Below are 23223 nucleotides of genomic sequence, written 5' to 3'. Positions count from 1 at the left end.
TTCACAGGCCAGCCTCCTGATTAATATTCCTCGCTTCGCTGTTCTTCCGATTTCTTTCAAGCAGGTCAATTACTTCCTCGTCCGTGGTCTGCGAAAAATCTCTGTACCATAATCCAACCGCGCTGAAATTCTCAGGCGTTTCGAGACATATGACCTCGTCTGCAAGCGCCTCTAATTCAGAACAGGTCATGCGCGCTCCCACCGGAACGGCGACAATTAACTTTGCCGGCCGCTTCTGGCGCAAGGCCGCAATGGCTGCACGCATGCTTGAACCGGTAGCCAGTCCGTCGTCTATGATAATAATGGTACGGTCGCGGACATCCAGCATTGGGCGCTGACCACGGTATGTTCGCTCACGACGCTCAAGTTCACGCTGCTCACGCGCTACGATATGCTCGATGATTTCATCGCTGAGCGATAGCTGGCGTATCAAATCCTGGTTCAGTACCCGCGCACCGCCGGACGCAATCGCCCCTATCGCGAACTCCTCGTGACCAGGCAGGCCTAGTTTTCGCACCACAAAAATATCCAGGGGCAGGTTGAGCGCTTCAGCAACTTCAAAAGCAACCGGGACACCGCCACGCGGTAATGCAAGAACCATTGTGTCCGGATAATTGGCGTAAGCGGCAAGGCGATCCGCTAATATCCTGCCTGCTTCGGTTTTATCTCTGAATAACATTTGTTAAACCTCCCCTTATTTATAGCGTCCTGAGCCTTTATTCATTGGGCTGATGCCCGATTTGATTCTAAAACGCGAGCTTTCGGCGGCGAGCAGCAGCGTGCCGCGCTGAGATCCGTCTGGCCGCTTTCGGCGGTGTAGGGTGAAACTCAGGGGCCGACACTGCCGGTGATGGGCAGCACGATACCTGTGATGTAGCCTGAACAAACCGGTGCGGCCAGAAACACATAGGCTGGCGAAATTTCTTCGGGCTGAGCCGGGCGTTTCATGTCGGTGTCTTCGCCGAAGGTCTGGATATCTTCAGCTGACTTGTCCGCCGGGTTCAGCGGCGTCCACACCGGGCCGGGCGCGACGGCGTTGACCCGGATGCCTTTGTCGATCAGGTTGCTGGCCAGCGATTTGGTGAAAGCGTGGATGGCGCCTTTGGTGGCCGAGTAATCGAGCAGTGTGGCGCTGCCTTCCAGCCCGGTCACCGAGCCGGTGTTGATGATGCAGGCGCCCTTGCCCAGATGCGGCAAGGCGGCTTTGACCATGTAGAAGTAGCCGAAGATATTGGTGTGGAAGGTTTCTTCAAAGCGCTTTTCGCTCAGGTCTTCCAGTGCGTCTGCGTGCTCCTGGAAAGCGGCGTTGTTGACGAGGATGTCGAGATGGCCGAATTCCTTGATGGTTTTTTCAACGGCTTTGCGGGCAAAGGCCGATTTTTTGACATCGCCCGGAATCAGTATGCAGGCCTGGCCTTCCGCCTCAACACAACGTTTGGTCTCCCGCGCGTCCTCGTCTTCGTTCAGGTAGGCAATGGCCACGTCGGCACCTTCACGAGCAAACAACACAGCCACAGCGCGACCTATGCCGGAGTCGCCGCCGGTGATCAGTGCGACCTTGCCGCGCAGCTTGTTGCTGCCTTCATAGCCAGGTGCCAAGAACCGGGGCTTGAGCTGCAGGTCGGCTTCACGCCCGGGTTTTTCCAGATGCTGGGCGGGCAGCGGGAGTTCCGGCTGCAGCCGCGCGCCGGCTTGTACTGCCTTGGTGGCCGACTTGGTTGTCCTGCTTTTGTTTTTGTCCTTGGCATCTTGCTCGGCCTGAATCGCACGCTGCGTGCGCACGGTCCCACGGCTGTTGTTGTTCTTACTGCTTAAAGGTTTCTTCATCGCCATAGCTGCCCCCGAGTTTATGCTTTTTTGCGGCTGCCCGAGCCGAATTTTTTGCCGCCACCGGATGTTTTGTTCACCGTGGCCCAAGCCTGTGCTTCGGCTTCGCCCCTGGACACGCTTTTTTTGTCGTAGCCTTTTTCAATGTGCCGGGTCTGGCGTTTTTGCTCGCTGGTGTAGACCGACTTATCTCCTTGAGGCATGGTGTTGTTCCTGAAATGAATATGCCCATGAGAGCGGAGGCCGGGAAGGATAGGAAATTCAACCGTACGAGCCAAAATATCCTCGACGCAAGTGCCTAAATTTCGGGAGAAGCTCACTTCTGACTGTCAAAAAACTCTCACGCGTATGTGTCGGCAGGTTTTACATTTATGACTGATCCTAAATTTAATCCGGATGTTTACGCTAGCGGATCGTAATACGGTTTGGTGCCATAGTAAGAATGGACTCCAGCCGCCCAAGTTAGATCTGCCATATCAGGCCAAGCGTCCTTGTCGAAGCCGGGCGCATCATTTATGCGATCCTTTTCCACGTTCAAAATAAAACGTTTATTCACGGTATCAAGCGTCAAAGCCTTCCAAGGCACCGCGAATAATTTTTCGCCCATACCGAGAAATCCGCCAAACGACAATACAGCGTATGCAATTTTGCCGCTGCGCATGTCCAGCATTATTTCCTTGATGTCGCCGAGGTCTTCCTCCTTGTGATTATAGACATCGTTGCCCATCAATGTATCGGCACCCATTAGCGAGGGGTCGGGACCTTTTTCATCGTGGGATTTATACATACCAAAGGTATCGCGATCCAGATAGTTCATACTATTTTCTCCTTTAAAAGATATGAGCATAAATTGGAAAACGCGCATGTTCTGTGCGGTACCTAACATACTTGGTTAAATACCTTCAGCTCGACGATGGAAATCCTAAACAAACAGGATATGTCATAACTTCTACAATTCAAAAACGGAAATACCGCCAAGACAAATAACATCCTGCAAAAAGTCATCCGCGCCAACTACTGCTTAAGTTCCAAGAAGAACGAAGCACTACACTAGGGTGACGACGACGGCTATAAGTGCTCTCTCTCTCTGTGTGCCAGCGCACAGAGAAGGTTTTGAGAAAGGGGGATGATCAATATTACGGTCAAGAGATAGAGGCCAAAAAATTTCCTCCGTTTGCTGCTATGGGTCGCAATTCTCAATCAACCATACATAAAGGAATCCATCATGAACTGGGATCGTATTGAAGGAAATTGGAAACAACTCAAGGGTAACGTCAAGCAACAGTGGGGCAAGCTCACCGATGACCAGCTCGACGTGATTGCAGGCAAGCGCGATAAACTTGCCGGCAAAATCCAGGAATCGTACGGCATCTCCAAGGACGAAGCGGAGAAACAGCTTACCGCATGGCAAGAGCATCAGAAAACAATGGAACACTCCATAGACCAGGAAGCAACGCAAAAGAAAACTCCGCAGCAACATCATCAGAAAGCGGCAGAACACCACGAACTGGCATCCAAGCATCACAAGGAAGCCGCCAAGCTCCACGAATCTGGCGACGACGAAGCTGCCAGCACACCACGCGCTGGTAGCCCATGGACATACGGTCCAAGCCACAGAACAAGAGGAGGAAGCCAGCAAGAAACACGCGAACAGGTACAGTGTTGAAAAGTAATCGGGATCGACCATAATCGCAACCAAGTTCGTAGATAAACGAAACTCGGCACTCACAGAGTGAGTAAAAACTCTGTCGTAGCGGTTCAATAAAAACCGCTTCGGTTTCCGACGAGCCGTTCAACTAAAGTGTTGAAATTCTGAAATGCCCTCCATTAAATCAGGAGGGCATTTTTTACCAAATTGTGAGGTGTGTTGCGGCCAATCGAGAATTGACCCAGATGCCGAAACTGGGCTGACCTATGTCAAATCCTTACAATCCAAATGCTGGCAACGGTTCACAAGCCTGATGCTTGGGTCAATGAGATCCCGGCACATGGGTCAAATTGGATCGGCGTCGATAGCCATCGGAGATAACTAAACAACAATGAACATAATTTATCTTGGGCGGCTATCGGAACACGACCCTCTGCACGGTTATCTCCAGCATGACATTCAGCCGCAGATCAGCGGCGCCTCGGGTAGCTCGGGGTATCGTGTATTCAGGCTCAATGGCTCAAACGACGTGTACCTGTATGAAGACCGCAATACCGGCACTAAGCTCATAGGCAAGTTTTTTCTTTCATCAAGAAAGAAAGTAGCGCTGACCCAGGGCTTTCATCAAGGTGTCCGGCGCTTCCGTCCGTTTTGCGGAAATCAGCAGATGGACATGATTGGTCATCAGCACGTAGGCATGAACGCGGCAACCGGTCTTGTCTGCGTGTTCGCGTGAAAATAAATCCATTGACGGTAAGCCCGCCCAGCCGACCATGCTGGTCAATGTGCCCAGGCCAGTCAACAAATCGTATTCGCATACTATGGCTCAAACCTCGAAAACGGCCAGATTGCGAAGTGATCGGAAATGTAACAAGACATTTTTAATGCCATTAAGGAAGTGCGATGAAAACGAGCGTTATTGAAGTGCACGATATGCTGTCGGTATTGACCGTGGACGAAGTGGAAAAGCGGATTGGCGGGGTGCCGGGTGTCGAAAGCGTAACAGTGAATTACGCTGCGGGAAACGCCACAGTGCGCTACGACGAAACCCGACTCGATGTCGCCGATATCAAGGTGATCGTGCACCAACGCGGGCCTCAGACCGCAGGCGAATCCCACCCCACGCATGTGAGCGAACACGAGCCCGCACGCACGAGTGCTGCAGTGCCAACGCCGAAAGCTGCGTCGGCCTCTGCTTCAACGCCCGTAGCCGCTGTGCCAAAAACTTCCACTGTCGCGGCCGCCGCCGTGCCCGCGATGGCTGTTCCCGGAGGAGACGAACAACAAGACAAAGCGACGCCGAGCGCGCAGCCTACAACGCCGGAACCTGCAGCACCGAAAGCTGCCCCCGCCGCCATGCCCGCACCGATTGTTCGTGCAGGGGACGGACAACAGGACAAAGCGACGCCGAGCGCGCCGTCATCAGCAACGGTAGCTGCTCCGCCGAAACCGTCCCCGGTCGCGTCGGCCGCGAAGCCCTCAACGCCCGTAGCTGCTGCGCCGAAAGCCGCTCCCGACGCGAAATCTTCAACGCCCACAGCCGCTGAGCCAAAAGCTGACTCCTGGAAAGTACATGCGCTTTCGCTGACGATGACTCTGAGTGTGGCATATATCTTATGCGCCATTTTCGACGTTCTGTTTTCGCCCTTCGGGCTGCTTGCTGCACTTGCGCCGGCCAGTCCGTTGCCAATCTCCGGTAGTCCTCTCGCTTTCCTGACGGGATTCGCGCTGTTCACCGTCGCTGGTTTTGTGTTTGGCGCACTCCATGGAATCGCATGGGGATTCTGGAGCAAAAGACTGCGGTGAGATGACGTCATGGATCCGGATCCGAATACCTTGAATGAAGATGACGACCATTAAGGAAGTGCGATGAAAACGAGCGTCATTGGAGTGCGCGACATGCTGTCGGTATTGACCGTGGACGAAGTAGAAAAGCGGATTGGCAAGGTGCCGGGGGTAGCAAGCGCTACGGTGAATTACGCTGCGAGAAACGCCACGGTGCGTTACGACGAAACTCGACTCGAAGTCGCCGATATCAAGGTACTCATGCACCAACGCGGGCATCAGTCCGCAGACGAACCCCTACCCAAGCATGAGAGCGAACACGAGCCTGCACAAAAGCATGCTGTAACACCAACGCCGGAAGCGGCTCCGACCTCCGCTTCAACGCCCGTAGCTGTTGTGCCTGCACCGGCTGCTCCCGCAGTCGACGACCAAGCGGGCCACACAACGCCGGGCGCGCCGCCTCCAACCCCCCCATCCGCCATGGCGAAGGCAGGCAGACTCGATGACCCGTCCATCAAGGATGCGGACGAAGTGGTAAGGACTCTCGGCGCAGACCTCGAAAACGGACTCACTTCACAGGAGGCGTCGCGCCGCCTTTCGGAAAACGGCCGCAACGAACTCCGCTCTGTTCCGAGGCGGCCAGCGTGGCTTCGCTTCCTGTCGCACTTCCATGATCCCCTGGTTTATCTGCTGCTCGCCGCCATCACCATCGCCCTCATCGCCTGGATCATTGAGGGCATGGGCGGCTGGCCGGTGGATGCGATTGTTATCACGATCGTTGTCCTGTTCAATGGGGTGCTGGGCTTTATGCAGGAAGCCAAGGCACAGAACGCCGTAGCCGCGCTGGCCCGGATGACCGCGGCGACCTCCGCGGTCCTGCGTGACGGGCAGGTGCTGCGGGTGCCAAGCGCCGAGCTGGTGCGTGGGGACTTGCTCGTGCTCGGCGAAGGTGACGCCATCGGGGCGGATGCGCGCCTGATCGAGGCTACATCACTGCGCGTGCAGGAAGCCACGTTGACTGGCGAGAGCGAGGCTGTGCTCAAAGATGTCGCCACGTTGCGTGAACCGGCGCCGCTCGGCGATCGGCTCGACATGGTCTTCAAGGGCACGGCCGTGGCGCAGGGCACCGGTCGCGCCGTGATCACGGCGACCGGGATGGACACCGAGATGGGTTCGATTGCCGCAATGCTTGAGGCCACTGCGGACGAGCCGACACCGTTGGAGAAAGAAGTCGGACGTGTCGGGCGCATGCTGGGTATCGCGGTCGTCATCATTGCCGTGGTGGTGGTGGGAACCATCCTGCTGATCTCCGACATCCGCAACGCAGCCGATGTTATTCACGTCTTGCTGCTCGGCGTGGCTCTGGCGGTGGCGGCTGTGCCCGAGGGGCTGCCGGCGATCCTGTCGGTAGTGCTCGCGCTGGGGATGCAGCGCATGGCGAAGCACAACGCCATCGTCAAGAACCTGTCGTCGGTGGAAACGCTGGGCTCCGCCTCGGTTATCGCCTCGGATAAGACCGGCACCCTGACCCGCGGGGAAATGACCATCGTACAAATCATGACCGCATCGGGCGGCACCCATGTGACCGGGGTGGGATACGCGCCCGAGGGGCGGGTCGAGCATGAAGGTGCCGAACTCACTGCCGGAGCGCTGCATGATGAGTTGATCGTCATGCTCAGCGGCGGCAGCCTGGCTGGCAACGCCGACCTGCGCCAGGGGGCGGGCGGCGAGTGGGAGATTCATGGCGACCCCACCGAAGCGGCTTTCCTGGTGGCCGAACGCAAGCTGGGCGTTACCGAGCGGCGCGAGCAGCGTTTCGAGCGCATCGGCGAAATCCCGTTTACGTCTGATCGCAAGATGATGTCGACGATAGAACTCGACCACGAGCACGACGACGAAGTCGTGGTAATCACCAAGGGTGCCCCGGACGTCTTGCTCGAGCGATGCACCCGGGTAAGGGTGGGGATGGAGATCGTTGAACTCGATGACGCGCTGCGTGCGCGGCTGCTGGCAGATGTCGACACCCTTACCGAGGCGGCGCTGCGCACGTTGGCCGTAGCCTACCGCTCCCTCGCGCCGAGCGAGGATCCGCAAGTTACGGAATCGCTGGAGCGCGACCTCGTGTTCGTGGGCACCGTGGGCATCATCGACCCTCCGCGCGAGGAGGCGGTGGTTGCCATTCGCGAGGCTCATCGGGCTGGCATCCGGGTGATCATGATTACCGGCGACCACCCGCGCACCGCCGCCCGCATCGCCGCGGATCTCGGGATCGTGGAGGCCGATGTCCCGGCGCTGACTGGGTTCGAGCTCGACGCACTGGACGACGCTGGATTCGCCGAGGCGGTGCGCAAGACGTCCGTCTACGCACGGGTGTCGCCCGCGCACAAACTGCGCATCGTCGACGCATTGCAGGCCGACGGCAACATCGTCGCGATGACCGGCGACGGCGTCAACGATGCACCCGCGCTGAAGTCAGCCCACATCGGTATCGCGATGGGGGTGACCGGAACCGAGGTGACCAAGGAAGCGGCCAAGATGATCCTCGCCGACGACAACTTCGCGACGATCGTTGAGGCCGTGCGCGAAGGGCGCGGCATCCTGGATAACATCCGCAAGTTTCTGCGCTACCTGCTGTCCTCAAATATGGGCGAGGTGCTGACTGTCTTCCTGGGCGTGGTAGGGGCGAGCGTGATCGGGCTCAAAGGCGCTGGCGACGTAGTAGTGCTGCCACTGCTCGCCACACAGCTCCTGTGGATCAACCTGATCACCGACTCCGGGCCTGCGCTGGCGATGGGCGTCGACCCGCCCGCTGACGACCTCATGGCCCGCAAGCCGCGGCACATAAGCGAGCGGTTGATCGACGCCCGCATGTGGGCGAATGTGATCCAAACTGGCGTGGTGATAGCCGTGGTGACGCTGCTGACGATCGACATCTACCTGCCTGGCGGGCTGATCGAGGGCACATATGACCTCGCTACTGCCCGCACCGCAGGTTTTACGGTGCTCGTATTCACCAGCTTGTTCACCTGCTTCAACGCGCGCTCGGATACGACAAGTGCGTTCACACATCTGTTCGTCAACCCGTGGCTTTGGGGTGCCGTCGCGTTGTCGGTGCTGTTGCAGGTGGCAGTCGTCAACCTCGATTTGCTCAACCTCGCCTTCGGCACGGTGCCGCTCGCGTTAGACCAGTGGTTGCTCTGCGTGGGGATGGCCAGCGTGGTGTTGTGGCTCAGTGAATTGCGCAAGCTGGCGAGTCGCGCATGGGGCCGACAAGTCATCGCCCCAAGGCTTGCGACATGATCGAAGCGTAACAACGCTGTAAGGCGGATTCGCGCTAGCAATCCGCCATGATCGTAGTCACGTAGGTCGGGCAAGCTGTTTATGCCCGACATTCACATACATCAAAATGTCGGGCAACGAAAAGCTGTTACCCGACCTACGGGGCTTCAGGAATACCCAACAAGACAGTTATTAAATCAGCGCAAATCCTGAGTGCGTGTTTTAAAAGTCAGTCGCAAAGTCGCCCTAGCATTAAATTTATCATTGCAATGTGAATAAAGGCAGTGCTGGAATCGGTCAGCACCTCGTAATCTTTGCTTAATCGACGGTAGCGATAAAGCCAAGCGAAAGTTCTTTCAACAACCCAGCGGCGCGGCAATAATTGAAACCCCTTGGCATCATCAGAGCGTAAAATCGTCTCTAAAACAATGTGGAAGCGTTGCGCGACCCAGTCCATCAGCTTGGGGCCTCGATAACCGCCATCAACCCAAATGCGACGTATTTTCTTGCAACTTCCGGTAAATGCTTTGAAAATAAGCTTTGATCCATCACGTTCTTGAACCGAAGCCGCCGTCACAACAACGACCATAATCAACCCCAGTGTATCCACAAGAATGTGACGTTTTCGACCTTGAATTTGTTTGCCGGCATCGAAGCCTTTAATACCCGATAAAGCTGTTGTTTTAACGCTTTGACTATCAATAGAGCCTGCAGTTGGATGCTTATGTCGCCCTGCTTTCTGCCTAACCCAAGCACGCAACGTGTCGTGAATACGTTGCCACATTCCATTTGTTGTCCAACATCGATAATAACCGTACACGGTCTGCCATGCAGGAAATTCGTGCGGCAACAATCGCCAAGCACACCCACTTCGAACAATATACAGAATCGCGTTGATAAGTTTCCTTAACCCCACACGTCTCGGACGCCCTCCTGGCAACGCACTTGGTAATAACGGGTTAATAAGAGCCCATTTTTTATCATTCAAGTCTGTCGGGTAACGCTTAATTTTTGAGGCCTGCTTCTTTTTCGTCATGACAAAAATGCTTATTTTTACATGTTAGCGATTTTTGCTACTTTTAAAACACGCACTGAGCAAGCAAACCGGCATTGCCGCCTATCGCAGCGGTATTGGTTGTGACGGTCTGCTCGATGGCGAAACGGCGCAGATAATCAGGGCCGCCGGCTTTTGGGCCGGTGCCGGAAAGCCCCATCCCGCCAAAAGGTTGCACACCGACCACAGCGCCGATCATGTTCCGGTTGACATAAATATTGCCGACTTTTACGCCCTGCCGGATGGTATTAATGACGGCATCTATTCTGCTGTGTATACCCAGCGTCAAGCCGTATCCGGTCGCATTGACGGCGGCAATGACCTGATCGAGTTCCGATTCGCGGTAGCGGATCAGGTGCAATACCGGCCCGAACACTTCCTGGGTCAGTTGCGATAACGACTGTAGTTCTATCAGACTGGGCTGGAAAAAACTGCCCTGCTCCAAACCTTCCGGTAGCGGCAGTTGATAAAGCAGCTGGGCCTGTTCCTGCATGGCTTCCAGATGTGCCGACAATGGCGCCAGTCACGTAGGTCGGGCAAGCTGTTTATGCCCGACATTCACATACATCAAAATGTCGGGCAACGAAAAGCTGTTACCCGACCTACCGGGCTAAACAGCAATCTAACCTTAGCAAGCACGGGCTTGATTTCGCTGATGCCGGGAAAGTGCTTTATGCACTAACTCTAAAAATTGCGGGGCCAGCTTTGTTTTCAGCGTACAGGCTGCACCCGATTTCCCCATCCATTTTTCGTGACTTTCGTGTTTTTCGTGGATTGCACCATCTCATTAGGCGTGCGTAACATCAGTTATTAAATTAGCGCAAATCCTGGGCGAGCAAACCGGCATTGCCGCCTATCGCGGCGGTATTGGTGGTGACCGTCTGTTCGATGACGAAACGACGCAGATAATCGGGGCCGCCCGCTTTCGGGCCGGTGCCGGAAAGCCCCATGCCGCCGAAAGGCTGCACGCCGACCACCGCGCCGATCATATTCCGGTTGACATAAATATTGCCGACTTTTACGTTCTGCCGGATGGTATTGACGACCGCGTCGATTCTGCTGTGTATGCCCAGCGTCAAGCCGTAGCCGGTCGCATTGACAGCGCCAATGACCTGATCGAGTTCCGATTCGCGGTAACGGACAACATGCAATACCGGCCCGAAGACTTCCCGGGTCAGTTGCGATAACGACCGCAGTTCGATCAGGCTGGGCGGAAAAAAACTGCCCTGCTCCAAACCGTCCGGCAGCGGCAGTTGATATAGCAAACGCGCCTGTTCCTGCATGGCTTCCAGATGTTCTGCCAAGGGAGCCAGTGCGGCATGGTCGATAATCGGGCCGATGTCGGTTTGATAAACGCCGGGATTGCCGATAGTTAATTCCTGCATGGCGCCGATCAGCATGGCTATGGTTTTATCGGCGATGTCCTCCTGCACGATTAAAACCCGCAAAGCCGAACACCGCTGACCGGCGCTGTTGAAGGCCGAGACCACAGCATCCTGCACCAGTTGTTCAGGCAATGCCGAGCTGTCGGCAATCAGCACATTCTGTCCGCCGGTTTCGGCAATCAGCGGCACAATAGCTTGATGATTCCGGGCCAATTGCAGGTTGATGAACTGCGCCGTCGCCGTGGAACCGGTGAAAACAACCCCGGCAACGCGGGGATCAGGAAGCAGATGCTGTCCAAGCAGACTGCCGCCGACCGGCAAAAACTGCAACACCGATTCGGGTATGCCGGCCTGATGCAGTAACTGTATGCAACGCATCGCGGTTAATGCGGTCTGGCTGGCCGGTTTGGCGATGACCGTATTGCCGGCGGCAAGCGCCGCCGCTATCTGGCCGATAAAAATGGCGATCGGAAAATTCCACGGACTGATGCAGACATAAACGCCGCGGCCGTAATGATAGAGCAGGTTTTCCTCGCCGGTGGGACCGGGCAGCCGGATCGGTTCGCCGAATAAATCCAGCGCAGACCGGGCATAATAGCGGCAAAAATCGACCGCCTCCCTGACTTCCGCCAACGCGTCTTTAATGGTGCGGCCGCCTTCCCGTATGCATAAAGAAACCAGCTCCAGGCGGTGCAATTCCAGAAGATCGGAGGCCTGTTGCAAATACCCGGCGCGCTGTGCAACAGGGCAAAGCCGCCAGTCGACAAATGCCTGAGCCGCGCCGTTTAGCGCCTCGCCAATAGCCGCCGGTTCCACGAAAGTTACAGAGCCGACAATCAAGCGGTTATCGCAGGGATTAACGATAAGTCGCTCCCTGCCTGAACACGGACTGCCGTTGATTAACGGCATTGCCATCCAGTGTTTATCCGCCAACGCATCCAGGTTTCGCTGCACCGATTCCAGCTGTTCGGGGTCGGCCAAATTTAGTCCGGAGGAATTAATCCGTTCGCCGAATAAATTGCGGGGCGATACGATTAGCGATTGGTGGGCCGCTGTTGTTACAGCTTCTACCGGATCGCTGACCAGTTCATTGATGCTGATATCCGGATCGCTGATCTGGTTGATGAAAGAGGTATTGGCGCCGTTTTCCAGCAAGCGCCTGACCAGATAAGGCAACAGCTGGCGATAATCGCCGACCGGCGCATAAACGCGGCAAGGAATCCGCCAGTTTTGCACGTCGATGATTTCCCGATAAAGCCCCTCGCCCATGCCGTGCAGACGCTGGAATTCATAACCCGGATGCTGTATTCCGAATTGATAAATAGCGGCGACGGTATGCGCGTTATGGCTGGCGAACTGGGGATAAAATGCGTCCGGTATGGAGAAGATAAACTGCGCGCAGGCCAGATAGCATAAGTCGGTCGCCGACTTACGGGTAAACACCGGGTAATCGGCTAGGCCGTTTTCCTGCGCCCGTTTTATTTCGCTGTCCCAGTAAGCGCCTTTGACCAGGCGCAACGGAATCTTCCGCTGTTGGCTTTCGGCAAGCCCGGCCAGCCAGCGAATGACCGGCAGTGCCCTTTTTTGATAGGCCTGCACGGCCAAACCCAGTCCCGGCCAAGCCTCTAAATCGGGATGCTTAAAAACGGCGGCAAAAATATCCAGCGACATGTCCAGGCGTTCGGATTCTTCTGCATCGACAGTGAGCGCAATATTGGCCATGCGGGCTGTCCGCGCCAGCGCCAGCAGTTTATCGCTTAACTCCTTGACCGCACGGACATGCTGCAACGGCTCGTAACGGGGACATAGCGCCGATAACTTGATCGAAATGCCCGGATTGGCGTAAAGTTCGGCAGACCCCGCATGCCCGGCCAGCGCATGAATGGCCGAACGGTACGCCTGGAAATAATGCTCGGCATCGGCCTGCGTTATCGCCGCCTCCCCCAGCCTATCGAAAGAATAGCGGAATACCGGGTCCTGCCCGCTACGCTGCACGGCTTCCTGCATGGATTCTGCAAACACAAACTGCAACGCCAGATGCTGCATGGCCTGCTTTATTGCGGTGCGTATCAAGGGTGCTCCCATCCTGGATAGCAATTGTTCGAAGACTTGCGGCCCAGGATGAGACTCAAAGTCTCCGGCAAATAACAGCGCTTTGGTGGCTAAATTGACCAGAGGCGAATCGCTGTGCTGTAAATGGCTTTGCCAGTCTGCGCCGGTGAGCTTTTCCTGTAAAAACAGGTCTTGCGTGCGGCTGTCGGGAATACGCAGCAAGGCTTCGGCAATCCCCATTAAAACCACGCCTTCATGAGAATTTAACTGATATTCCTGCAGGAACGCTTCAATCGCGGTTTGCCGATATTTTCTCTCCCTGACTGCGGTAACCAGAGTTTTGGCGCAATCACCTATCGCAGCCGGATCGTAACCGGCTAATGCGGCTGATAATTCAGTGAGGAGCTGTTGCTCATCGGCCAGATAAGCCTGATTAACGGCTTTTCGTAATTCGGCTAACGGTTTTTGAGTCATAGCGGCTAACCCACGGGTAAGAATCCCCAGTCTCTTGGTAACTAAGCTTTGAAACCGGAAATTGGATAATGTTAATCAGCTGTCGATAATTTCAAGGCAGGCGATCATCGTATGACGGACGATGAAAAGAGTCATCGCTATCGGGTAAAGCGTGTAATGGCGAGTGATCAGCAGACTAATCAGCACCAAGCCGACAAGCACACCGATATTAATGCGCGAATTTTTTTCCAGATAACGCAGCTGTACGATAGATTCATGATCGAAACGTTCGCTTTTGTTGATCAGCGTTAACGTGACGATTGAGGTCAATAGCGCGTAATACAGTGGGAAGAAAAAGAACATCGGCGCATCCTCGTTGAACTGCGGCATCCAGTAGCCATACCAAAGTAACAAACAACTGATCGCAAAGCCATCGTGCCAAGTAACGGCGGGGACTTTTTTCAAATAACCGACCAGCAGACTGACTGCCATCATCGTCAGACCGATGCCCAAGGCCACAGGAGTGGCGAGTAACTTCAGAAATTCGTTTTGGCTATGAACCAGAGCCGCCAGCGACAAGCTGCAAAGAATGAATCCGATCATGATCAAATGTCCTGTGAATTTTCTAAGACTATAACATCACCAGCGGAAGCAACAGCAACCTGAAGGTATGGGCTTACCAGACAACGCCAACGCACCATTAAGTAGGCAACCAAAAGTTTTTTAACAAAATGAAAAAACATTTGTCTCCTTATTTACCATGAAGAACATGAAGATCACGAAGAAAAATAGTTAACTTCATGTCCTTCATGCTCTTCGTGGTTACTAAAAAATGTTAAAAGACTTTTGAACGACTATTTAGGTTATAGCATTCTGGGCCACCCACTTAAAGCGGGACAGTTTGAATAGCTCATGCCCGTACTCCGGTTTTCCCCATCTTAAGTTGGTGGCCGAAAACCGTCAGTGTTCAGCACTCAGCAAAACAGATACGGTTTACCAAGTCCCGGTATTTTCCATAGACAGCCACGGTTCAGCAGGCGCAAGCGGCGCGCCTTTTTGCAATAACTCGATAGAAATCTTGTCCGGCGAGCGTATAAACGCCATATGCCCGTCACGCGGCGGACGGTTGATGATCACACCGGCCTCCATCAGTTTTTGGCAGGTTTGATAAATATTATCGACTTCATAAGCCAGATGTCCGAAGTTGCGCCCGCCGCCGTAATCTTCGGTATCCCAGTTATAAGTCAGCTCCAGCAACGGCGCATGCCTCTTTTTGGCCTGATCGGCATCCAGCGGCGCATGCAGATAGACCAGTGTAAACCGACCGGCTTCGCTGTCTATCCTGTTACTTTCGATCAGGCCCAGTTTGCTGCAATAAAAATCGAGCGATTCATTCAGGTCATGAACCCGAACCATGGTATGTAGATAACGCATCATGTTTCTCCTTATGAATATTGGGTTTTAATTTCGGCATGCCGGTAACAATCGGTGGTGTGATCGTTGACCATGCCGGTCGCCTGCATATAAGCATAACAAATGGTGCTGCCGACAAATTTGAAGCCGCGCCTTTTAAGATCCTTGCTGATCAGCTCGGAGATTGGCGTAGATGCGGGAATGTCGGGGGCGTTTTTCCAGGCATTGTGCTGCGGCCTGCCGTCAACGAATTGCCAGATATAGCCGTCGAAACTGCCGAAAGCCTGCCGAACTTTTAAATAAGCCTGTGCGTTGCTCACGGCCGCATGAATCTTTAGCCTGTTTCTGACTATGGCCGGATTAGCCAGCAGTTCGCTGATTTTCTTGTCATCATAAGCGGCGATCTTTTTGGCGTCAAAATTATCGAAGGCTAAGCGGTAGCCGTCGCGTTTGTTTAAAATGGTCGACCAGCTTAAACCCGCCTGAGCGCCTTCAAGAATCAAAAACTCGAACAACAGCCTATCGTCATGCGCCGGCACGCCCCATTCGAGATCGTGATAGTGTTCTGTATTAGGGCTGGACAGCGCCCATGTGCATTTATTCATCGGTGCTCCCATAATTCTCGCGAATGATGCGCTTCACTGCGTTCAGCACATCCTACAGTTATTGACAATATCCACCTCAAACCGCATCATCAATCCACGTTATCTGCCGACTATTTTAACCCATGAGTAATGACACCCTGCAAATTCGCCGTATCGCTATCGATACTTATCATGAAAACGTCGCTTATCTGCATCGCGAATGCGGCATTTACCGGGCTGAAGGTTTTCAGGCGCTGTCTAAAATCCAGGTCAGCACTAACGGCTCCAAGGTACTCGCCGTCCTTAACGTAGTCGATGACAGTTCCATCGTTCAGCCGTGGGAACTGGGTCTGTCCGAGCAGGCCTTCGCGCAGCTCGATGTCGCTGAAGGCTGTCTGGTCACCGTCAATCATGCGGAAGCCCCCAAGTCTATGGATGCGGTGCGCCGCAAAATCAACGGAGAACGCCTCAATCAGGATGACTTTAGCAGTATAGCCAACGATATTGTTGAAGCCCGTTATTCAAAAATGGAAATGGCGGCATTCCTGGTTGCGACCGGGCAAAACAATCTGGATCGCGACGAACTGTTCTTTCTTACCCGCGCGATGCTGCAATCCGGCGAAACGATGAACTGGCATGAATCACTGGTTGCCGATAAGCATTGCATCGGCGGCATCCCCGGCAACCGCACTTCGATGATAGTCGTGCCTATTGTTGCCGCGCACGGCATGTTAATACCGAAAACCTCCAGCCGCGCGATCACCTCGCCGGCAGGGACAGCCGACACCATGGAAGTGCTGGCCGAGGTCAATCTGACGCCGGATCAGCTGCACGACATCGTGCGCAAGGAACGCGGCTGTCTGGTCTGGGGCGGTACGGCCAGACTCGCGCCGGTCGATGACATGCTGATTTCTGTTGAACGCCCGCTAGGCATCGATTCTCAGGGACAAATGGTGGCATCGATTCTGTCCAAAAAACTGGCCGCCGGTTCCACGCATCTGCTTATCGATATTCCGGTCGGCCCCACCGCGAAAGTGCGGCACATGAATCAGGCGCTGGCCTTGCGCAAGCTGTTCGAATTTGTCGGCGACCGGCTCAATATTCATCTGGAAGTGATGATTACCGATGGCCGCCAGCCGATAGGGCGGGGCATAGGTCCGATACTGGAAGCTCGGGACATTATGCAGGTGTTGGATAACGATCCCGATGCGCCGTTCGATTTGCGCCAGAAATCCTTGCAGCTGGCCGGCAGGATCATTGAATTCGATCCCGATGTACGCGGCGGCCAAGGCTACGCGATTGCCCGCGACATACTCGAATCGGGCCGGGCCGGGGCTAAAATGAAAGCCCTGATTCAGGCGCAAGGTGCCAAAACGATCGACCTGCGCCCCGGCAGTCTTTGCCATGAGGTTGTAGCGGATTACGACGGCGTAGTCACCAGTATCGACAACTTTCAAATGGCAAGAATTGCCCGGCTTGCCGGTGCAGCGATGATGAAAAAGGCGGGGGTCGATTTGTTAAAAAAACTGGGTAATCCGGTAAAAAAGGGCGAGACCTTGTATCGCATCTATGCCGAATTTCCTGCCGATTTTAAATTCGCGCAGGATTTGGCCGCCCACAATAACGGCTACACGATAGGCAGCGACGAACAAATTATCAAATCGCTGATTGCCTTTTAACTTAGCCCATGATGATACTCGCCTTTCCCGACTATTTAAGCCAAACACAACGCTTGGCGGCCCGGCTTGACCTACCGCTGGCGGAGGTAACGCTGCATCATTTTCCCGACGGCGAAAGCTTGATCCGCCTGCCGCCGTTATTGCCTGAACACCTGATTGTCTGCCGCAGCCTTAATCAGCCCAACGACAAGCTGATCGAGTTGTTACTGTGCGCCACCACCGCACGGGAATTAGGCGCTAAACGCCTGACGTTGGTTGCACCGTATTTAAGTTATATGCGCCAGGACATCGCCAATCAGCCCGGCGAAGCAGTCAGCCAGCGCATCATCGGCAAACTGCTTGCAGAGCTGTTTGACGATGTGCTCACCGTCGATCCGCATTTGCACCGTATCTCTTCATTAACTCAGGCGATTCCGATAAAAAACGCGATCAGTCTTACCGCCGCCGATGAAATCGGAACTTTTTTAAAACAACAATTCGACCATGCGGTATTGTTAGGACCAGACAGCGAATCGAAACAATGGGTCGCCGCTATCGCAGCCAGCATCGGTTTCGATTACGCGATTGCCGATAAAAATCGGCTCGGCGACAAGCAGGTTGAGATGACCTTGCCGGATAGAGATTATTGCAAGCAAGCCGTGATCATCATCGACGACATGGCCAGCACCGGCAGGACGCTCGCCAAAGCAGCCGGGCTGCTGCAAGCCGCAGGTTGCAAAGACATTTACGCCGTTGTCACTCATGCGCTGTTTTGCGACGATGCTTACGCCCATATCCTTAAATCCGGCGTCAAAACCATCTGGAGTACCGACAGCATCGACCATCCGAGTTCCTGCATCAGCTTAGACAGACTGCTAGCCGACGCAATTAAGGCAATTACCTGATAAAGCGTTGACAGACACCAGGTCAGTTAATAGACTGGGCTTTTTTTACAGCAATGATAGCCAGCAAGCTTGCAGACCATTGTTTATCGATTTAACAACTTTAAAGAGGACTTCATTTATGCATATAAAAAACGGGCTAATTGCCACCTTATGCCTTGTATCTCCGTCGCTTTATGCGCATACCGGCGGCCATATCGACCACAGCTTAATCAGCGGTTTACTGCATCCTTTAACCGGTATCGACCACTTGTTGGTCTTAATGGCGGTGGGCTGGATTGCGGCTAAACAGGGCGGCAAAGCGGTGCTTACCTTTCCGGCTATTTTTCTGGCATTGATGGCGTCTGGAGCATTGTTTAATGTTTATGCGGTACAAATACCGTTTGTTGAAGCATTCATCGCTTTATCGTTGGTGGCCTTTGGCTTGTTGGTCACTATCAACCAAAAACAACGCGCTAAGATACTCTTTTTGGGCGTATCGTTTTTTGCCGTTTTCCACGGCTATGCCCATGCCGCAGAAATTCCAACCGATTCCAGCGCCTTGATGTATTTTTCTTCGTTAATGCTGATGAGTCTGGTTATTTGCCTGAGCGGCGGCTTATTAGGTCTAAGCACAGGCAAGCGTATGAACTACCTGTTTTCATTAGCCTGCTTAAGCAGCGGCTTGTATTATTTAGCCGCTGTTTAGTCAGTCTGCGAGGGTGGAAACAGGAATATTCGGACCGGGCAACATGCCCCGTCCGCCTTAGATCATATTGTGGGCGCGAATAAATTCGCGCCCACGGCATTCAACCCTAACTATTTTCGGCTTAACGTAAAGGCAATGCCCCACCTTACCCGATCTTAGCCTTTCAAAAACCGCATGGTCTCATGCTCAACATCCACTTTTATAGTATCCCCGGCAACAAAGTCGCCTGCCAGTATCTTTTGAGCCAACGGGTTTTCAAGCTGTTGCTGAATAGCCCGTTTCATCGGTCTGGCGCCGTAAACCGGATCAAAACCCGCCTCGCCTAACAGATCCAGCGCTTCTTCGGTAATTTCAAAGCCGATTTCTCGATCCAGCAAACGTTTACGCAAGTATTCGATTTGAATGCCGGAAATAGCGCGAATTTGTCCGCGACCCAAGGAATGAAACACCACCGCTTCATCAATCCGGTTGATGAATTCGGGACGGAACTTGGTGCTGACGATGTCCATGACCGCCGCTTTCATCACCGAATACAGCGCCTCGCCGGACAGCGATTGAATAATGTCCGAGCCCAGGTTGGAGGTCATCACGATGATGGTATTCCTGAAATCGACCGTCCGGCCCTGTCCGTCGGTCAATCGACCGTCGTCCAGCACCTGCAACAGGATATTGAATACGTCGGGATGGGCTTTTTCGATTTCGTCCAGCAAGATGACCGAATACGGTTTGCGCCTGACCAGTTCGGTCAGGTAGCCGCCTTCTTCATAACCGACATAACCCGGAGGCGCGCCGATCAGACGCGCCACCGAATGTTTTTCCATAAACTCGGACATATCGATGCGCACCATCGCATCGGGCGTGTCGAACATGAACTCGGCCAGCGCCTTGCACAGCTCGGTCTTGCCGACGCCGGTCGGCCCCAGAAACAGGAACGAACCGTTGGGACGGTTGGGGTCGGATAATCCGGCTCTGGAACGGCGAATCGCATTGCTGACCGCTTTCAGCGCTTCTTCCTGACCGATCACCCGCTTGCTGAGTTGCTCTTCCATGCGCAACAACTTGTCGCGTTCGCCTTCCATCATTTTCGACACCGGAATGCCGGTCCATTTCGACACCACTTCGGCGATTTCTTCTTCGGTAACCTTGTTGCGCAACAAGGTCATTTTCTTTGTTTCAGCCGGTACCGCTGATTGCAATTGTTTTTCCAGTGCCGGAATAATGCCGTATTGCAACTCGGACATCTTCCCCAGATCACCGGCGCGGCTGGCCGCTTCCAGCTCGGTTCTGGCCTGTTCCAGCTTTTCCTTGATCGATGCCGAACCCTGTAACGAGGCTTTTTCCGCTTTCCAGATTTCTTCCAGATCGGAATATTCTTTTTCCAGATCGGCGATTTCTTCTTCCAGAATTTCCAGGCGTTTTTTGGACGCGGCATCTTTTTCTTTTTTAAGCGCTACCTGCTCGATTTTTAACTGAATCAAACGCCGATACAGCTTGTCCATTTCCTCCGGTTTGGAATCGATTTCCATACGGATACGGCTGGCCGCTTCATCAATCAGATCAATGGCCTTATCCGGCAACTGCCGGTCGGCGATGTAACGGTAGGACAAATTCGCTGCCGCAATAATGGCCGGGTCAGTAATATCGACGCCATGATGCACCTCGTACTTTTCCTTCAAGCCGCGCAGGATAGCGATAGTGTCTTCAACCGACGGCTCATCGACCAACACCTTTTGGAAACGGCGCTCCAGGGCCGCATCTTTTTCGACATATTTGCGGTATTCATCCAGCGTGGTGGCACCCACGCAATGCAATTCGCCGCGCGCCAGCGCCGGTTTCAGCATATTACCAGCATCCATTGCGCCTTCGGCCTTGCCGGCGCCGACCATGGTATGCAGCTCGTCGATAAACAAGATCACCTGCCCTTCCTGTTTGGCAAGATCGTTTAACACCGCTTTCAGACGCTCTTCAAATTCGCCGCGAAACTTGGCTCCGGCAATCAGCGCCGCCATATCCAGCGCCAGTACCTGCTTGCCCTTGATGCCTTCCGGCACTTCGCCGTTGACGATACGCTGCGCCAAGCCTTCAACAATCGCGGTCTTGCCGACGCCCGGCTCACCGATCAGCACCGGATTGTTTTTGGTGCGCCGCTGTAAAACCTGAATCGTCCGGCGGATCTCGTCATCCCGCCCGATCACCGGGTCAAGCTTGCCTTGCTCTGCGCGCTCGGTCAGGTTAATGGTGTATTTTTTCAAGGCTTGGCGCTGCTCTTCGGCATTGGGATCATCGACCGGCTGACCGCCGCGCATCGCATCAATGGCTTTTTCCACCGCCGGTTTAGTGATTCCGATTTTTTTAAACAGGTCCTGAAGCAGGCCTTTTTCTTCAAAAGCCGCCAACAAAAACAGCTCACTGGAGATGAATGTGTCATTGCGCTTTTGCGCCAATTTATCGGTTAAATTCAGCAGTCGTGATAATTCATTGGAAAGCTGCACGTCGCCGCCGGAACCGCTAACCGTTGCAATACGGCCCAGCTCCCTGACCAGCTCGGTACGCAGCAACTGCGTGTTGATGCCCATCTGGGCCAGCAGCGGCCTGATGCTGCCGCCCTGCTGATCCAGCAAGGCCAGCATCAGATGGGTCGGCTCGATGAACTGATGGTCTTTGCCCAAGGCCATACTCTGTGCATCCGCCAATGCCGTTTGAAATAGGCTGGTTAATTTGTCCATACGCATAATAGTTGCCTCATCTGTGAGTTTTTTAAGATATGACTAGCATGGGGGATAATGCGATTGTTTTCAAGCCGGACGGCTTGGACAGAGCAAATGCGGGGAGTCGCTATTTTTGCGACAGCTTTTATGGGCATCCCTACCCAACAAGCGGCAAAAATCACGCGACCGCTGATGCCTGCGGCTGCCCCAGCCGTCCTGGTCACTCGATCGCTACCCAACAAGGGGTAGCTCACATGCTCTCCAATGACTCGACGCGATGTCGGAAAGCCTGTATTTTCACTACGCAAAAAGACGCTTCGTGAAAACACATGCACTATCGCTTCTGGGGACTACTCGACTCCTGTCTCGCAGCGAACGAATCATTAGGCAGGGTTAAGATCAGTCTTATGTAGGCTACATAACCACCCTTGCGGAGGCACTCTGCGACTAATGACAAATCCGCTTAGCCGGAAAATGACAACTGAATCGACTGCCCTTGCCCAATTCACTGGTAATGTTTAACTTGGCATCGTGCCGCATCAGCACATGCTTGACGATAGCCAAGCCTAGCCCGGTGCCGCCCACTTTCTTGATACGCTTGACTTCAGACCGGTAAAATCGTTCGGTAACACGGGGAATATCGGCAGCCGCAATGCCTTCGCCCTGATCCTCGACATCCAGCACGATGCTATCGTTGGACCGATACCAGCGCACTTTTACCACGGAATCCTCCGGCGAATATTTAAGCGCATTGCCCAACAGATTGGTAAAGGCACTACGCAATTCCTGCTCATCACCCATTATATTCACGTCGCTTTCCAGGCTTAATTCGATCCGGGCTTCGATCCGCTTAGGGAGATTGCCTACAGGATGCAGGTAAGGGGCGTGAACAGGAGCGGAAGCTTTGCCATGTATCGTCTCCGCTTCCTTGCAAATCTGACTTAATAAAGCCGGGACATTAATGCACTCGGTTTTCTTTTGCTGAGTTTCCAGTCGGGTCAGCAACAGCAAATCATCGACCAGATGCTGCATGCGCTCGGTCTGTCCCTGCATTTGCTGAAACGAGGTGGTCAATAACGCTGACTCGCCATCATCCATGTCCTGCAACGTTTCCAGATAGCCTTTCAATACGGTTAAAGGCGTTCTGAGTTCATGCGACACATTAGCGACAAAATCCTTGCGCATCCTTTCCATTTTTTTCAGCTGGGTAACGTCCTGGGCCAATAATAGACGCAAGCCTGCGCCATAAGCGATAATCCGCACCGCCAGTGTGATCCGATTGTTTACCGGAGAGGGTAATATGACCGGCTCGCTATAATTTCCGGATTTAAGATAGCGGATAAATTCCGGGAAACGAATAAGATTGGGAATGCGTTGGCCTTTATCCGATTGCTGCAAGCCGAAAACTTCTCTGGCCGCTTTATTCGCCCATTCAATCTCGTCGTTGGCGCCCAAAACGACTGCCGCATCCGGTAACGCTTCGGTGGACTGGCGAAACTGGTCAACCATTTTTCCCAGTTTCTTTTTGCGTTTTTTTTCGTTCTTTTTAATGCGGTAGACATGGTAATAAATCTCTTCCCAAACGCCGGATGTCTTGGGATATTTGGCCCTGCCCCCTGTTCGTATCCATCTTTCAAAGCGATTAATCTGGTACAGTTGGCGCATTAACATGCCCAGCGTCAACACCAGCGCCAAAGGCATAAACAGCCCGGTCATGCCACCCACTACCGATACCGCTAAAAACAGCAGCAATCCGGTAATGAGTTCTTTTTGCCAAACGTCCATTA

General features: G+C 53.9%; 20 protein-coding genes. 7 read left to right on the top strand and 13 right to left on the bottom strand.

The features are described 5' to 3' along the window. Nucleotide 1: 1 nt before the first annotated feature. The 4 genes from RW114_RS05160 to RW114_RS05145 form a co-directional block, all read right to left on the bottom strand. On the bottom strand, nt 2-679 hold the full coding sequence (locus RW114_RS05160; RefSeq protein WP_340121649.1) for a phosphoribosyltransferase: 678 nt from the start codon (nt 677-679) through the stop codon (nt 2-4). 149 nt (nt 680-828) lie between these two features. Continuing rightward, entirely contained in the window at nt 829-1833 is a 1005-nt protein-coding gene (locus RW114_RS05155) for an SDR family oxidoreductase (RefSeq protein WP_340121648.1), read from the bottom strand. 14 nt (nt 1834-1847) lie between these two features. Next, the gene (locus tag RW114_RS05150; protein ID WP_340121647.1) at nt 1848-2030 is read right to left on the bottom strand and encodes a hypothetical protein; all 183 of its coding nucleotides are present in this window, start codon (nt 2028-2030) and stop codon (nt 1848-1850) included. A gap of 197 nt (nt 2031-2227) precedes the next feature. Further along, on the bottom strand, nt 2228-2644 hold the full coding sequence (locus tag RW114_RS05145; RefSeq protein ID WP_340121646.1) for a PRC-barrel domain-containing protein: 417 nt from the start codon (nt 2642-2644) through the stop codon (nt 2228-2230). A gap of 408 nt (nt 2645-3052) precedes the next feature. Between RW114_RS05145 and RW114_RS20950 the strand changes: the two genes are divergently transcribed. After that, nucleotides 3053-3493 (top strand): CsbD family protein, encoded by a 441-nt coding sequence (locus tag RW114_RS20950; RefSeq protein ID WP_422614788.1) that lies wholly within the window; start codon nt 3053-3055, stop codon nt 3491-3493. 571 nt (nt 3494-4064) lie between these two features. Here RW114_RS20950 and RW114_RS20945 read toward each other — a convergent pair. Beyond that, the gene (locus tag RW114_RS20945; protein WP_422614789.1) at nt 4065-4160 is read right to left on the bottom strand and encodes a hypothetical protein; all 96 of its coding nucleotides are present in this window, start codon (nt 4158-4160) and stop codon (nt 4065-4067) included. A 218-nt stretch (nt 4161-4378) separates the two neighbouring features. On the opposite strand from RW114_RS20945, the gene RW114_RS05130 reads away from it, so the two are divergent. Both RW114_RS05130 and RW114_RS05125 read left to right on the top strand, forming a co-directional pair. Then, on the top strand, nt 4379-5281 hold the full coding sequence (locus tag RW114_RS05130) for a heavy-metal-associated domain-containing protein (protein WP_340121644.1): 903 nt from the start codon (nt 4379-4381) through the stop codon (nt 5279-5281). Between the two features lie 63 nt (nt 5282-5344). After that, nucleotides 5345-8560, top strand: coding sequence for an HAD-IC family P-type ATPase (locus tag RW114_RS05125; RefSeq protein WP_340121643.1), 3216 nt, complete (start codon nt 5345-5347; stop codon nt 8558-8560). A gap of 208 nt (nt 8561-8768) precedes the next feature. On the opposite strand, the gene RW114_RS05120 is transcribed toward RW114_RS05125, so the two are convergent. From RW114_RS05120 to RW114_RS05095, 6 genes are all read right to left on the bottom strand, one after another. Next, entirely contained in the window at nt 8769-9575 is an 807-nt protein-coding gene (locus tag RW114_RS05120) for an IS5 family transposase (RefSeq protein ID WP_340121642.1), read from the bottom strand. Between the two features lie 43 nt (nt 9576-9618). After that, nucleotides 9619-10107, bottom strand: coding sequence for an aldehyde dehydrogenase family protein (locus tag RW114_RS05115; RefSeq protein ID WP_340121641.1), 489 nt, complete (start codon nt 10105-10107; stop codon nt 9619-9621). A 301-nt stretch (nt 10108-10408) separates the two neighbouring features. After that, nucleotides 10409-13504 (bottom strand): bifunctional proline dehydrogenase/L-glutamate gamma-semialdehyde dehydrogenase PutA, encoded by a 3096-nt coding sequence (gene putA, locus RW114_RS05110; RefSeq protein WP_340121640.1) that lies wholly within the window; start codon nt 13502-13504, stop codon nt 10409-10411. 75 nt (nt 13505-13579) lie between these two features. After that, complete coding sequence (locus tag RW114_RS05105) at nt 13580-14086, bottom strand: hypothetical protein (RefSeq protein WP_340121639.1); 507 nt, start codon at nt 14084-14086, stop codon at nt 13580-13582. A 390-nt stretch (nt 14087-14476) separates the two neighbouring features. Continuing rightward, on the bottom strand, nt 14477-14917 hold the full coding sequence (locus RW114_RS05100; protein WP_340121698.1) for a VOC family protein: 441 nt from the start codon (nt 14915-14917) through the stop codon (nt 14477-14479). An 11-nt stretch (nt 14918-14928) separates the two neighbouring features. Further along, nucleotides 14929-15501 carry a DNA-3-methyladenine glycosylase I gene (locus tag RW114_RS05095; protein ID WP_340121638.1) on the bottom strand — a complete coding sequence of 191 codons (573 nt, stop codon included), beginning with the start codon at nt 15499-15501 and terminating at the stop codon, nt 14929-14931. Nucleotides 15502-15623: 122 nt separating this feature from the next. Here RW114_RS05095 and RW114_RS05090 point away from each other — a divergent pair, with 122 nt between their 5' ends. The 3 genes from RW114_RS05090 to RW114_RS05080 all read left to right on the top strand — a co-directional run bounded on the left by RW114_RS05090 (nt 15624) and on the right by RW114_RS05080 (nt 18728). Continuing rightward, nucleotides 15624-17159, top strand: coding sequence for a thymidine phosphorylase family protein (locus RW114_RS05090; RefSeq protein WP_340121637.1), 1536 nt, complete (start codon nt 15624-15626; stop codon nt 17157-17159). An 8-nt stretch (nt 17160-17167) separates the two neighbouring features. Continuing rightward, nucleotides 17168-18043 carry a ribose-phosphate diphosphokinase gene (locus RW114_RS05085; RefSeq protein ID WP_340121636.1) on the top strand — a complete coding sequence of 292 codons (876 nt, stop codon included), beginning with the start codon at nt 17168-17170 and terminating at the stop codon, nt 18041-18043. A gap of 118 nt (nt 18044-18161) precedes the next feature. After that, nucleotides 18162-18728, top strand: coding sequence for a HupE/UreJ family protein (locus RW114_RS05080; protein ID WP_340121635.1), 567 nt, complete (start codon nt 18162-18164; stop codon nt 18726-18728). A gap of 155 nt (nt 18729-18883) precedes the next feature. On the opposite strand, the gene clpB is transcribed toward RW114_RS05080, so the two are convergent. Then, on the bottom strand, nt 18884-21460 hold the full coding sequence (clpB, locus tag RW114_RS05075; RefSeq protein ID WP_340121634.1) for an ATP-dependent chaperone ClpB: 2577 nt from the start codon (nt 21458-21460) through the stop codon (nt 18884-18886). A gap of 32 nt (nt 21461-21492) precedes the next feature. On the opposite strand from clpB, the gene RW114_RS05070 reads away from it, so the two are divergent. Further along, on the top strand, nt 21493-21759 hold the full coding sequence (locus RW114_RS05070; RefSeq protein ID WP_340121633.1) for a hypothetical protein: 267 nt from the start codon (nt 21493-21495) through the stop codon (nt 21757-21759). A 124-nt stretch (nt 21760-21883) separates the two neighbouring features. Here the strand turns inward: RW114_RS05070 and phoR are convergent, their stop codons facing one another. After that, on the bottom strand, nt 21884-23221 hold the full coding sequence (gene phoR, locus RW114_RS05065; RefSeq protein WP_340121632.1) for a phosphate regulon sensor histidine kinase PhoR: 1338 nt from the start codon (nt 23219-23221) through the stop codon (nt 21884-21886). Between the last annotated feature and the right edge of the window lie 2 nt (nt 23222-23223).

It is taken from the genome of Methylobacter svalbardensis (assembly GCF_037671525.1).
Taxonomy (GTDB): Bacteria; Pseudomonadota; Gammaproteobacteria; order Methylococcales; family Methylomonadaceae; genus Methylobacter_A; species Methylobacter_A svalbardensis.
The sequence above is the reverse complement of the archived record's forward strand: the minus strand, read 5'-3'. Positions and strand labels throughout refer to the sequence as shown.

Excerpts from the sequence above, each read along its gene's own strand:
- RW114_RS05160 (WP_340121649.1), bottom strand. The coding sequence starts at position 679 with ATGTTATTCAGAGATAAAACCGAAGCAGGCAGGATATTAGCGGATCGC.
- RW114_RS05155 (WP_340121648.1), bottom strand. The coding sequence starts at position 1,833 with ATGGCGATGAAGAAACCTTTAAGCAGTAAGAACAACAACAGCCGTGGG.
- RW114_RS05150 (WP_340121647.1), bottom strand. The coding sequence starts at position 2,030 with ATGCCTCAAGGAGATAAGTCGGTCTACACCAGCGAGCAAAAACGCCAG.
- RW114_RS05145 (WP_340121646.1), bottom strand. The coding sequence starts at position 2,644 with ATGAACTATCTGGATCGCGATACCTTTGGTATGTATAAATCCCACGAT.
- RW114_RS20950 (WP_422614788.1), top strand. The coding sequence starts at position 3,053 with ATGAACTGGGATCGTATTGAAGGAAATTGGAAACAACTCAAGGGTAAC.
- RW114_RS20945 (WP_422614789.1), bottom strand. The coding sequence starts at position 4,160 with ATGACCAATCATGTCCATCTGCTGATTTCCGCAAAACGGACGGAAGCG.
- RW114_RS05130 (WP_340121644.1), top strand. The coding sequence starts at position 4,379 with ATGAAAACGAGCGTTATTGAAGTGCACGATATGCTGTCGGTATTGACC.
- RW114_RS05125 (WP_340121643.1), top strand. The coding sequence starts at position 5,345 with ATGAAAACGAGCGTCATTGGAGTGCGCGACATGCTGTCGGTATTGACC.
- RW114_RS05120 (WP_340121642.1), bottom strand. The coding sequence starts at position 9,575 with ATGACGAAAAAGAAGCAGGCCTCAAAAATTAAGCGTTACCCGACAGAC.
- putA (WP_340121640.1), bottom strand. The coding sequence starts at position 13,504 with ATGACTCAAAAACCGTTAGCCGAATTACGAAAAGCCGTTAATCAGGCT.
- RW114_RS05105 (WP_340121639.1), bottom strand. The coding sequence starts at position 14,086 with ATGATCGGATTCATTCTTTGCAGCTTGTCGCTGGCGGCTCTGGTTCAT.
- RW114_RS05100 (WP_340121698.1), bottom strand. The coding sequence starts at position 14,917 with ATGCGTTATCTACATACCATGGTTCGGGTTCATGACCTGAATGAATCG.
- RW114_RS05095 (WP_340121638.1), bottom strand. The coding sequence starts at position 15,501 with ATGAATAAATGCACATGGGCGCTGTCCAGCCCTAATACAGAACACTAT.
- RW114_RS05090 (WP_340121637.1), top strand. The coding sequence starts at position 15,624 with ATGAGTAATGACACCCTGCAAATTCGCCGTATCGCTATCGATACTTAT.
- RW114_RS05085 (WP_340121636.1), top strand. The coding sequence starts at position 17,168 with ATGATGATACTCGCCTTTCCCGACTATTTAAGCCAAACACAACGCTTG.
- RW114_RS05080 (WP_340121635.1), top strand. The coding sequence starts at position 18,162 with ATGCATATAAAAAACGGGCTAATTGCCACCTTATGCCTTGTATCTCCG.
- clpB (WP_340121634.1), bottom strand. The coding sequence starts at position 21,460 with ATGCGTATGGACAAATTAACCAGCCTATTTCAAACGGCATTGGCGGAT.
- RW114_RS05070 (WP_340121633.1), top strand. The coding sequence starts at position 21,493 with ATGACTAGCATGGGGGATAATGCGATTGTTTTCAAGCCGGACGGCTTG.
- phoR (WP_340121632.1), bottom strand. The coding sequence starts at position 23,221 with ATGGACGTTTGGCAAAAAGAACTCATTACCGGATTGCTGCTGTTTTTA.